This window comes from Staphylococcus sp. 231237_7MaSpsaltlick (assembly GCF_043107035.1).
On record NZ_JBICNX010000004.1, the window covers coordinates 115,300 to 127,791 of the forward strand.

Consider the following 12,492-nt stretch of genomic DNA (forward strand, 5'->3'; position numbering starts at 1 on the left):
GTTTGAAACTTAAAAGGTTAATTCATAAATAGGTTATACATTTAATTGTGGGAGGTTAATAAATGAATATTGAAAGTAGGATAAAAAAACTTGTAAATCACATTGAGAAGTCTCAAATCTCATTTCAATATGCTTTTTTAAGTTTAGGAAAGCCAAACATTAAAGCGAATGTAAAATTGCTTAAAAATCCAAGGTATTTAGAACGAGATATCTTAAAACAATGTCAAAAATTCTATAAAAAATCTGGAGAACAAGCAAAATGGGTCAAAGTAGATTTAGTAACTGAAACTGAAAATACATTATTTGATCAAGTCGTTCATCATCTCATTGAGCGACGTAGAAATTATATTGATTATGGTATTGCACTCGATAAATTTTGGAATCTGACATTTTTACCGGAAGAAATTAATGTTAATGCTTTTGTTCGTCCATCGAAAAAAGTAAAAGGTGAATTTATTTTGTCAGAGGATAATATCAACAATTATTTAAGAAAATATACAAATCAAAAGAAACCATTCACAATAGACGCTTATCAAGGTAAAGAGATAACAAAGTTTTATACTCAAGGCTTTATTCTAGATGAAAATGACGTTTTTGAACTAGGTGATAGAGGACTAACTAGGGGCTTAAGAAAAGTCGATAATCTACATACAGAAATTGATAAATTGATTGATCGCAGCGTAGATTTTTTAAATGGCATGATGCAAGAAAATGGTAAGTACATCTATGGTTATTTCCCGCATTTTGACAAAAATATAAATTTCTACAATAACTTACGTCACTCTTCATCTACTTATGCATTAATTGAAGGTTTAACTTATTTAAATAAGGATGTTAAAACAGCGGAAAAGGCAATAGAGTATTTAATGCGTCATTATTTATATGAGAAGGATAATGTAGGATACATTTTTGATGATACTAATGATATGAATGAGATAAAATTAGGCCAAAATGCAGCCTTTATCTTTGCTATATGTGAATATTTAAAAGTTAACCCGGGAAATAAATCATATTTAAGTGCTGCACAAAGTGTCGCAAAAGGTATATTTAATATGATTAATCAAAATACTGGTGAAACGGTGCACGTATTAAACTATCCTGACTTAACAGTTAAAGAAGCAAACCGTATTGTATACTATGACGGGGAAGCAGCATTGGCATTATTACGTTTGTATCAAATTGACCCAAATCCGCAATGGTTAGAAACAGTAAAGTTATTATTTGAACATTTTATCGCAAATGACTACTGGAAATATCATGATCACTGGTTAGGCTATTGTACAAATGAATTAGTTCAAATTGAACCTGCAGAAAAATATTACCGTTTTGGTATTCAAAACGTAAGTGGTTACTTAGATTATATGCAACAGCGTGAGACGACATATCCTACATTCTTGGAAATGCTTATGGCAACATACCATTTAGTTAAAAAGGCAAAAGAAACTGGGTATAATCATATTGTAGAAGAATTATTAGATGAAGAAAAATTTATGAAAACAATTCACATTCGAGCTGATTATGAAAGAACTGGTTTCTTCTATCCAGAAATTGCCATGTACTTTAAAAATCCTGCTAGAATATTAAATAGTTTCTTCATCAAACACCATGGATATCGTGTGCGTATTGATGATATAGAGCACTATGTATCTGGTTATGTACAATATCAAAAGGCATTTAAACCGTCTAATTAAAATTAAGTAATAATTCGATTTTGAGGATGATAGTATGACTGAAAACAATAAACATACAGATGAACTAAAACAATCAAATCATGAAAAAAGTGAAGCAAATGAGTCTGAAAAAAGCGCGATAGACAAAGAGATTGAAGCAGAATTACTCCAGTATTTAGAGGAAAGAAAGCAAGGCAAAGCAGAAGAAAAACCAGAAAAAAAGAAGTATAAGACACTAATGTTTATAGCTCCGCTTGTGATTGCAGCAATTTATATTTACAAATATATTGGTCATCTTTTTTAATGAAAATGTATTATGCATTTGCTAAAGTTTAATACTTATTATGACTGAAAGTAATAAAAATAATTTTTTTAGAATAAAGCAATATACCTTAATTATAAGATTTATTAATAAAAAGAGAGTTCATCCGTAAATATTGTGGATGAACTCTTTTTTTGAAATCGGATATAATTTTTTAAGTAATATGACTTTAGGTTATTTGGTAATGTGAAAATGGTATTGTTAATTAGCAATGTCATATTTACCTAAGAATAAGTCTTCAATAAACGCAATTGTATTATCATCTACATATTGATTTCTAAGCATTTTTAATAGTGTTGGTTTAGTGTGATTGAAAAAGCGTACGGGTGCGTGTTTCCCTCTTTTTATCATGTTTGTATAACGATTTAAAAATATTGTTAAGTAATTGATTTTTTGTTCATTTGATAATTGTGTTCGACTTTTTACGAAATCATAAACAGCAATATATATTTTGACTGCATCTCTTGGAGGCGTCTTTGTATTTGTTAATGCGACTTCGTCTTGTTGTTCATAAAAGTAATAATTTTTTTCATAACCTAATATAGAAATAGAATTAACTACACTATAAACTTGCATTAAGAACCAATTATCTTCTCTAACGCGAATGTTTTCAGGAAATCTTATACGATGTTGTTCTATGATATCGCGTTTAATTAATTTACCAATAACGTTCAAACTATTATATAATTTTGTATCTTCAAATTTAAGATTACTTATTGTAGAGGGAGAGTAGAATGCCGACCGACTTAATGGTCTGTTACTATTTTTAGCTCTAAAGTATGGTAAGCAAACCATATCATCTTGAGATTTATTTGCTGTGGCTATGGCATCGGCCAAGGAATACTCTGTAATATAATCATCTGAGTCAATGAAGAGTATCCATTTACCTTTAGCAATATCAAGAGCTTTATTTCTCGGAACTGAAGCGCCGCCAGAATTAACATCGCTTTCTAGAATAATTAAATTAGGAATCTGATTAACAAAGGTTTTCGCAATGTCTAATGAATTATCTGTAGATTTATCATCTGAAATGATAACCTCAACACGATTCATATCAAAAGATTGTAAAGAAAGATTATGTAACAACCTTTGTATACCATTTGCCCTATTATACAACGGTATAATAATAGAAATTTCTATAGTGCTAGTCATTGTTAAACCTCCTTAAAATTTAATTTTTCCTTTTAGTTCTTCTAAATCTGTATATGAAGTAAAGATAATTGTATGTTCAGCACCTCTAATAAAGCCACTTTTATAATTTAAACCAAGAATGAACATATTGTTAAATTTAAACAAATCATATTTATAGGCCTTGTATAATTTAAATAAATCTAAAACAGAGTAACATTGACGTTCTTTCACTCGGAATCTACCGGTTAAATTGATCGCGATAGAATTAGAAAGGTCAAATTTTGAAATCAATGCTTCAGTATAACGTTTACGATTAGCAAAGTTTTTAAATAAGTAATCTACCAGTTCATATGTTTCAGAAGGGTGTGGTGATAAGGTCATGCTTTCTAGTAATGTAAACAAATCAGTTTGTTTGCCAGTATAATGTTTATCATTATTTGTAACCCATTCTTGCATCGTAATCGTCTCATTATCTAATTTATCGTCCATGGCCTTGAGGTAATATAATAATGGTCCCATACCTTCGATAGTTTGCGACTGTTCCACGTTGTGTGAACTTATGATGTCGTTAGTTTTATTATCTATAATCATATAGCTCTGACCAAGATAGCTCATTTCTTCAAAAATATCACCAAAATTATCGGCAAGTTCAAAATGCGTTAAACGTTGTGGCAATGCCTTAGCTATTTCTGGGAATTCAGTCCCACCACTTGAAGATTTCAGTAATGCAAGTGAATCTTCATTACAAAGATGCATTAAATCATTCATTAATAAGTCTTTATTTGGATACCATGTGATATGTTTATTTCGAATTTTGTTTACAACTGGGCGTAAGTCATTATCTAAACAAAGTATGTAATCTGCATTAGAATGAGTTAAAACATCTACTAATTCTGCGTGAACTTCGGCAGATTTGTGCCCCAAGTCATTTATTTTACCTAAGGCGATAATTTTATTACCCGTAAAGAATTGAGTTTGACTATTAAATGCATGTATTGCATTAATCATGGCAGGTAATGATGCATTGTGAGTATCATCAATTAGTGTGACATTATGAGATAATGTTTTGATTGGTTTCATAGCTAAGATTTTTGAAAATGGCTTAAATGATTCTACATATTCAGAATTAATAGGTAAATGTAATTCTTTAAGTGTTAAAAAGGCAGCTAATGCATTTGAAACCATTCCCTCACTGATCGTGTTCAATTTATATTTCTCTATACCTTGTATTTCATCTAATCCTAGTTCAATGTACCCTTTATGGTATTGAATGAATTCAGGAGAAAAATCTGAATCCGCAGTATGTTCTTTATGGTAAGTAAGTACATTTTGCGTGGATTCTAATGCTTTATCCTTTAAATAATCTGCAAACATTGTTTCCCCATTAATAATAGCGATACCGTTGTGATTTAATCCTTTGAAAATACGCGCTTTTAATTCAGCAATTTGTTCTAACGATTGGAAAGTAGAAAAATGTGCAGCTCCAATACCCGTTACGATTGCAATATCTGGTCGTAAATAAATTGCAGTATTTTCTTTATTATTAATTGCATTCAAAGAAGTTTCAATAACTGCATAATCAGGGTTTTTAATTAGTTTTAACATATTAGCGTAAATTGCAGCTCTTATATTATTGTTTCCTCGATTTTCTAATACATGATAATCCTGTAGTAATGAACTGATTAACATTCTGGTTGAGCTTTTGCCCATAGATCCAGTTATTGCAATGACTGGGTTATGGAACTGATTTCGAATATGAATAGCTAAAGTTTTGAGCGCTTTAACAGAATCGTCCACAATTAATTGTGGCACGTTATGTTCCATGTCTTCTACATAATTTTCAGTAATAATTAATCCAATATTTCCATTAGACTTATCGATTAAGTCATTACCTTCAGGGGCATTCTTACTTCTGCCTAATTCCTTAGCCCATGTCACTTTATTAGGTGAAAAATAGGCTGTATTTTTACTTTTCACAAAACCATATATAGTTTCAAAATCATTGATGATATGATTTTCTTGACCAACTGCATCTATCAATCTACCTTTTACTATTTCTGCGATTTCCTTTACATACATTGAATAATTGAACCTCCATTTGTATATTACTTAGATTATACAATAAAACATTGTAGTAAGTATAAAAAATATTTAAAACAAACGTACACAATTTATTTATGTATTTCTTGTACCTGATTATGAGTAAATGTTTTTATTTTTCAAACGATTTAATACCTTTAAAAAGGGTACGTGAGTAACAAAATAGTATTAAATCACATATTTTTGTAAGCGTTTAATTAAGTGGCGTGATTTATGAGAGATGGGGGAATATCTTATGGAAGATAAGGTAATGATTGTAACAGGTGGCAGCAGTGGCATGGGGAAAGCAATGGCGAAGAAATTTGCGGAAGAAGGAGCGAAAGTAGTTATTACCGGACGTTCGCTTGAAAAGCTAGAGCAAACTAAATTAGAAATAGAAAAATTTGATGGCCAAATATTATGCATTGATATGGATGTAAGAGATCCTGAACGTGTTCAATATACTGTTGATAAAACATTAAAACAATTTGGTCAAATAGATGGTTTGGTAAATAATGCAGCAGGAAACTTTATTTGTCCGGCGGAAGATTTATCCAAGAATGCATGGAACTCAGTAGTAGATATAGTATTAAATGGAACATGGTATTGTACACAAGCCGTGGGAAAAGTATGGATAGAAAATAATTATCCTGGAAGAATACTGAACATGGTAGCTACATATGCATGGGGAGCAGGACCAGGTGTCGTGCATTCTGCTAGTGCAAAAGCAGGTGTATTAGCTATGACGAGAACATTAGCTGTTGAATGGGGATCAAAATATGGTATTTGTGTCAATGCAATTGCACCAGGGCCAATAGAAAATACAGGTGGTGCTGAAAGGCTAACACTTTCAGAAGATGCTAGACAACAAACGTTAGAAAGCGTACCAATTGGACGAATGGGCCAAGTAGATGAAATAGCCAATTTAGCATACTTTTTATTCTCAGAACATGCGAGTTATATTAATGGTGAGTGTATTACAATGGACGGTGGTCAATGGTTAAACAAAAATCCGTTTTAAATAATAATAAAATTAAATAACTTAATTATAAATGGAACCATACCTAATTTTTCAGGTGTGGTTCTTTTGTTATAGAAAAAAACCATACGCTATGCGTATGGTACAGTATGGTTTTACCGCTGTATTAAAAATTGCATCTCTAGTGCTAAAATTATATTTGGTCAGCCAACCAAAATAAACACACAAGGAGATGCAATATATGTCATCAGACACAAATAGTTTAGCACATACAAAATGGAATTGTAAGTACCATATAGTCTTTGCACCAAAATACAGAAGACAAATAATTTATGGGAAAATAAAAAAAGATATCGGAATTATATTAAGGCAGCTTTGTGAAAGAAAAGGTGTAGAAATTATTGAAGCAGAAGCATGTAAAGATCATATTCATATGTTAGTTAGTATTCCAACGAAATTAAGCGTTTTACAATTTGTTGGATATTTAAAAGGTAAAAGTAGTTTAATGATTTTTGACCGACATGCTCATTTAAAGTATAGATATGGAAATAGAAAATTTTGGTATAAAGGTTTTTATGTTGATACAGTAGGTAGAAATAAGAAAGTTATAGAAAATTATATACGTAATCAATTACAAGAAGATATCGTTGCAGAACAATTAACATTAGTTGAGTATATAGATCCGTTCACTGGTGAAGAAATTAAGAAGAAAAAACAAACAACCCTTTTAAGGGTTGCTGGGAAAGTAGTACATTTGGCTGATCTTCTCGGTGTCCTTATCAGGGCTGGTCAGTAATAAAGGCTTTTAGCCGCAGAACAAACCACCCGTTATACGGGTGGATTTGATTTAAAATTGTAATCAATATCATTAAATGTATATAATTTATGTATGTAGGGAAGACAATAATAACAGCGAATAAGTATGAGGGGTGTTTATAATGGATGTCAGATTTCCAATAGGCGCATTAGAATTACCAGACAAAATTACATTACGCCATATAGATGAATGGTTAAATGAAATAGAACATTATATAGAAGATTTACGAGCAACCGTAATAGATTTAGATGAAGATGCTTTACAGAAAAAGTATCGTGAAGGAAGTTGGAATGTAAGAGAACTAGTGCATCATATAGCTGATTCACAATTAAATATGTATCATAGATTAAAGCTAGCATTAACAGATGATAATCCTAAAGTAGTACCATTTAATCAAGATGAATGGATACAAACTAAAGATAATGACTTGCCGGTTCAAATATCTTTGCAGTTATTAGATGGTTTAAATAAAAGAATTGTAGCAGTTGGTAGAACGTTAAAAGAACAACAAATTAATAGAACTTTTTCATTAATTGGAGAAGGACCAATATCAGTTGGTGAAACAATTGCTAAATTATCATGGCATCAATCTCATCATTTAGCACATATCAAAATTGCATTATCATAAATAAATTAAGATACCATTTCTAAAAAGAGATGGTATTTTTAATTATTCATTTTTATATAGTAGAATATTATTTCTATTGAAAATTACGTCCCTTCATATTAGTTTTTTAAAAAAGTAAAAGAAGGATATTTTATTTACATATTACACAAATATTACAATGTACTATCCTGGAATGTAAGCAATTAGAGTTGGCATGAAAGTATTTTGAACTGTATTTGCTGTGTAGTTGAGGAAATTTTATGTAATTAGGATGTAAACTTGTGCCTGTTTTTTTCACCTCACTGTAACCTACGACCCTTTTATAGATGTTAGAGTGTAACTAGCAAATTAATCAAATAACTAATTACCTTATAGGAGGAATTTTTGAAAATGAAAAAAACATTAATCGCATCAACATTAGCAGTAGGTCTTGGAGTAACAGGAGTAGCAGCAGGAAACTCAGCGGACGCTGCTGAACAAGGAATTAATAAAGCAGAATTAGCACAATTAGCTCAATCAAATCCACAACAATTAAATGAATCTCCAATTCAAGAAGGTTCATATAACTATAACTTTACGCAAGACGGTGTAAACTATAACTTTAAATCAGACGGTGAAAACTTTACATGGAGTTACGGTGAAGGTTCAGGAGATAGCTCAAATTCATCAGATCAAACAGCACAAACTCAACAACCACAACAAGAAGCAGCTCCACAAACTGAACAAACTCAACAACCACAACAAGAAGCAACTACACAACAATCATCAACTCAACAAGAAGCAACTACACAACAACAATCAACAAATAATTCAAGTAGTGAAGAATCAACTGGTTCATCAGTAAATGTAAATTCTCATTTACAACAAATTGCTCAACGTGAATCAGGTGGAGACTTAAAAGCTGTTAACCCATCAACAGGTGCAGCAGGTAAGTATCAATTCTTACAAAGTACTTGGGATTCAGTAGCACCTGCACAATATCAAGGTGTATCTCCAACAGAAGCACCTGAATCAGTACAAGATGCAGCAGCAGTTAAATTATATAACACAGCTGGTGCTTCACAATGGGTAACTGCATAATAATATAAAATATTTTAATATAAATCCCCTTGAACTCAATTAGAGTCAAGGGGATTTTTTTGGAAATTGTGATTTAAGAGGGAAGGGATAGTGCGTTTAATAAATAATGTTAACAAGTAAAAATGTAAATACTGATAAAAAAATAGATGTAATAATGATGGCGATCAAAGGTTTGAATGCCCGGTGTCTTAAATCTTTTAAAGAAACATTAAGGCCTAATGCTACCATTGCCATAAGTAAGCAAATCGTAGTTAGAAAGTTAACAACGTTCATGATTTCAGTTGGAATATTTATATAGCTGTTTATGATTGCCATTAGTATAAAACCGATTAAAAAATAAGGTGTGTCAATACGCTGAGCATGATTAGTAGATTTATCTTTCACTTTCATTATAATAATCAAGATAATACTCACAGGAACTAGTAAGAATACGCGGCCTAATTTTCCTAATAAACCTATTTTTAAAGCAGTTTCACCAGAAAAATCAGCTGCTAAAATCACATGTGCAATTTCGTGTAGACTTACACCAGACCAAGCACCATAGATTTGTGGAGATATAGAAAATAGAGAATATATTAAGGTGTAACCTAATGAAAAAACAGTACCAATTAAGGCTATAATACCAATGCTGATTGCAGTGTCTTCTTCTTTGGATTTAAGAATTGGTGCAACTGCTGCGATTGCTGCTGCACCGCATATTCCAGTTCCAATACCTAAAAGTAAAGTAAGACTCCGGTCACCTTTGATAAGGCGATTAATTAATAGAATAAATACAATACTAAATATAATCACACCACAATCTATGATTAATAAATGACTGCCGTTGCCAATTATGTCATTTATATTTAGCTTTAAACCATATAAAATAATCGCTAATTTTAATAATCGTTTGGAAGAAAAGGTAATGCCAGAACGGTATGTTTCTGGATAACCTTTAAAATGTCGATAGGCGATAGCGATTAAAATGGCAATTGATAAAGCACCAACATTATTCAGTAATGGTAACTGAGCACACAATAAACTAATAACTGTGATAATCAATGTGAATAGTAGTCCTAAATAAAATGATTTATTGTTAATAGATTTCATTTGAATGCGCCTCCTTAATAAAAAGTCTAGCACCATATATCTATAACGTTAAATATATATTATGTATATTGCTTATAACAAAAGTGTTATAATATATCTGGAATATAGCGATAGAGGTGAGACTATGGATCCATATAAAGTGTTAACAGAAGTAGTGAAAGCACAGAGTTTCACTAAAGCAGCAGAAAATTTATATACTTCACAACCATCAATTAGTAGAGATATCAAACGTTTAGAAAAAAGATATGATATAAAAATATTTGAGTTTAATCATAGTAAGATGAATCTGACTAATGATGGTAGAAAAATCTTTCAATATGCATTAAAACGTTCGCAACTGGAATCGAAACTTTGGCATGATTTAAAGGATCAACCGAATAAAGTGACAGGAGAATTAACTGTTGGTAGTAGTTTTACCTATGGTGAATATAAGTTGTCGCAGCATTTAACAGATTTAGCTTCACAATATCCTGATTTACATATACATGTAAGGTTAGATAATTCTGAAACAATGATTGAAAATATAAAAAATAATACAATTGATTTAGGTATAGTAGAAAAAGAAATTCAAGATCACATGATAAATAGCACGCGCATTGCCAAGGATGAAATGGTACTTATACGTAATCAATCTAAAGCATCAAATCGTAATACATGCTTTATTAGAGAAAGAGGTTCAGGTACAAGAGTGTACCAAGAAATTGGTTTGTCTGAATTGGGATTAAAACCATATTTAGTAGAAATTAATAATACGACATTAATCAAGCACATGGTTCATGCGGGGAATGGTTTTGCAATAGTTTCAAAATCCACGTTAACTCCTACAGATTATCAAGTATTAGATATAACACCGCTCAATATAGAACGTTATTTTTATTTGTTAACTCATAAAAATAAATATATCGACATGAATTTAGAAATTTTAATTGATAATTTACAGCATGGTTAGTATCTATGAAATATCATAAATGATTTTAAAAGTTACGTATAAAAGTTTGAAATAAAGAGATTATTAGTTCCTAATATAGAGATAATAACTAGTTGTTATCTTGTATAAATTCATTAGGAATCAAAAGTCATAATGATTGACTTGGAGTATACTCTAAGGAGTATGATAACGATAAATAAAAACAATTTATAATTTGAAGCATGTATAGATGGTAAGATTGATGAAATCTTTAGGTTACATGAATAAAGAGGTAATAAAAATATGATGATATCAGAAGTTAGTAAAAGAATGAATATTAGTGTTGATACGTTACGTTATTACGAAAAAATTGGAATTATACCTAAAATTAGACGCAATGCTAATGGTATTCGGAATTATAGCCAAGATGATTTAAATTGGGTTAAATTAGCAAAATGTATGAGACAGTCCGGATTATCAATAGATGCATTATCTAAGTATATTGAATTATATCATCAAGGTGAGGAAACAAAGGATACACGGAGAGATATATTATATAAAGAAAGAGAAATTTTATTGGAAAATATAGAAGAAATGCAAGAAACTTTAACATTATTAAATACAAAAATAGCTATGTATGATAATGAAAATGTTCGTTTTACTAAAACATCTAAAAATAATAACAAGAACATAAATAAAGTGAATGGACGATAATAACATATAAGTAGTTTATAATAGAATTGACAATACTTTAGCAATCATATACAAAAAAGGTAGACGCTACATTAATTTGTGGCATCTACCTTTTCTTATATTTATAAATATTTATTGAGGAATGATTCTATACTGTTAAATGGTATTTTATCTAAATTATCATATAAATCGGTGTGAACGGCATCAGGAACAATCATCAATGATTTGTTGTCACCTGTTAAGTTACTATATGCAGTTTCACTGAAATATCTTGAGTGAGCATTATCACTGTGAACTAACAAAACAGCACTATTAATTTCATTACTATAGTCTAGTAAGTGAGAATTTAAGAATGATAAAGGCATGGTAATGTTCCAACCATTATTAGAGTTTAGTGAACGAGAATGGTAACCACGATCTGTCTTATAATAATCATGATAGCCACTTACAAATTCTGGTGCATCATTTGGTAAAGGATCCACAACACCACCATCTACGGCATATGAACTATTAACAAAATCAGTGATACGTTGTTGATTTAAAGAATGACGTTTCTTGTCTCGTTGTGCTGCACTATCTTCCTCATCAAAGTAACCATTTGCATTTACACGTGTCATATCATACATAGTTGAAGTGACAGTAGCTTTAATACGTGTATCAATAGCAGCAGCACTCAATGCCATACCGCCCCAACCACAAATGCCGATAATACCAATTCTGTTTGGATCGACTTTATCGTGAACGGATAAGAAATCTACAGCAGCTTGGAAATCTTCAGTATTGATATCTGGAGAAGCTACATTGCGTGGTGAACCAGTGCTTTCTCCAGTGTAAGAGGGATCGAAAGCTATAGAAAGAAATCCTCTTTCAGCCATAGTTTGTGCATATAGACCTGAAGCTTGTTCTTTTACAGCACCAAATGGACCACTAACTGCAAGCGCTGGTAATTTCTCCCCAGTTATATGCTGCGGTTCATATAAATCGGCAGCAATCGTAATACCAAATCGATTTATAAATGTAACTTTTGTATGATTTACTTTCGTACTTTTTGGAAAAATTTTATCCCAATCCTGTGTTAATTCTGTATTCTCATTTTTCATATCTATAAACATCCTCTC

The 12,492-nt window shown here is 31.0% G+C and carries 12 protein-coding genes; 8 read left to right on the forward strand and 4 right to left on the reverse strand.

Annotation, left to right across the window (positions count from 1 at the left end):
- The first annotated feature begins 62 nt into the window (after positions 1 to 62).
- Both ACF91D_RS09080 and ACF91D_RS09085 read left to right on the forward strand, forming a co-directional pair.
- Positions 63 to 1,691, forward strand: coding sequence for a poly(glycerol-phosphate) alpha-glucosyltransferase (locus ACF91D_RS09080; protein WP_107591314.1), 1,629 nt, complete (start codon positions 63 to 65; stop codon positions 1,689 to 1,691).
- A gap of 34 nt (positions 1,692 to 1,725) precedes the next feature.
- Positions 1,726 to 1,974, forward strand: coding sequence for a hypothetical protein (locus tag ACF91D_RS09085; RefSeq protein ID WP_107590164.1), 249 nt, complete (start codon positions 1,726 to 1,728; stop codon positions 1,972 to 1,974).
- Positions 1,975 to 2,193: 219 nt separating this feature from the next.
- Here the strand turns inward: ACF91D_RS09085 and ACF91D_RS09090 are convergent, their stop codons facing one another.
- On the reverse strand, positions 2,194 to 3,144 hold the full coding sequence (locus ACF91D_RS09090; RefSeq protein ID WP_107590165.1) for a glycosyltransferase family 2 protein: 951 nt from the start codon (positions 3,142 to 3,144) through the stop codon (positions 2,194 to 2,196).
- A gap of 12 nt (positions 3,145 to 3,156) precedes the next feature.
- Positions 3,157 to 5,202, reverse strand: a complete 2,046-nt coding sequence (locus ACF91D_RS09095) for a Mur ligase family protein (protein WP_107590166.1) — start codon at positions 5,200 to 5,202, stop codon at positions 3,157 to 3,159.
- Between the two features lie 256 nt (positions 5,203 to 5,458).
- Between ACF91D_RS09095 and fadH the strand changes: the two genes are divergently transcribed.
- From fadH to ACF91D_RS09115, 4 genes are all read left to right on the forward strand, one after another.
- The gene (gene fadH, locus ACF91D_RS09100; RefSeq protein ID WP_107590167.1) at positions 5,459 to 6,223 is read left to right on the forward strand and encodes a 2,4-dienoyl-CoA reductase; all 765 of its coding nucleotides are present in this window, start codon (positions 5,459 to 5,461) and stop codon (positions 6,221 to 6,223) included.
- 199 nt (positions 6,224 to 6,422) lie between these two features.
- On the forward strand, positions 6,423 to 6,977 hold the full coding sequence (tnpA, locus tag ACF91D_RS09105; RefSeq protein WP_107597459.1) for an IS200/IS605 family transposase: 555 nt from the start codon (positions 6,423 to 6,425) through the stop codon (positions 6,975 to 6,977).
- A gap of 142 nt (positions 6,978 to 7,119) precedes the next feature.
- On the forward strand, positions 7,120 to 7,626 hold the full coding sequence (locus ACF91D_RS09110) for a YfiT family bacillithiol transferase (protein WP_107580403.1): 507 nt from the start codon (positions 7,120 to 7,122) through the stop codon (positions 7,624 to 7,626).
- A 369-nt stretch (positions 7,627 to 7,995) separates the two neighbouring features.
- The gene (locus ACF91D_RS09115) at positions 7,996 to 8,685 is read left to right on the forward strand and encodes a transglycosylase family protein (RefSeq protein WP_107590205.1); all 690 of its coding nucleotides are present in this window, start codon (positions 7,996 to 7,998) and stop codon (positions 8,683 to 8,685) included.
- A 96-nt stretch (positions 8,686 to 8,781) separates the two neighbouring features.
- Here ACF91D_RS09115 and ACF91D_RS09120 read toward each other — a convergent pair whose 3' ends face one another.
- The gene (locus ACF91D_RS09120; RefSeq protein ID WP_107590206.1) at positions 8,782 to 9,774 is read right to left on the reverse strand and encodes a YeiH family protein; all 993 of its coding nucleotides are present in this window, start codon (positions 9,772 to 9,774) and stop codon (positions 8,782 to 8,784) included.
- Between the two features lie 124 nt (positions 9,775 to 9,898).
- Between ACF91D_RS09120 and ACF91D_RS09125 the strand changes: the two genes are divergently transcribed.
- Complete coding sequence (locus tag ACF91D_RS09125; RefSeq protein WP_107590207.1) at positions 9,899 to 10,723, forward strand: LysR substrate-binding domain-containing protein; 825 nt, start codon at positions 9,899 to 9,901, stop codon at positions 10,721 to 10,723.
- A gap of 261 nt (positions 10,724 to 10,984) precedes the next feature.
- Positions 10,985 to 11,395, forward strand: a complete 411-nt coding sequence (locus ACF91D_RS09130; protein ID WP_107590208.1) for a MerR family transcriptional regulator — start codon at positions 10,985 to 10,987, stop codon at positions 11,393 to 11,395.
- Between the two features lie 101 nt (positions 11,396 to 11,496).
- Here the strand turns inward: ACF91D_RS09130 and ACF91D_RS09135 are convergent, their stop codons facing one another.
- Positions 11,497 to 12,474 carry an alpha/beta hydrolase gene (locus ACF91D_RS09135; RefSeq protein WP_199189681.1) on the reverse strand — a complete coding sequence of 326 codons (978 nt, stop codon included), beginning with the start codon at positions 12,472 to 12,474 and terminating at the stop codon, positions 11,497 to 11,499.
- Between the last annotated feature and the right edge of the window lie 18 nt (positions 12,475 to 12,492).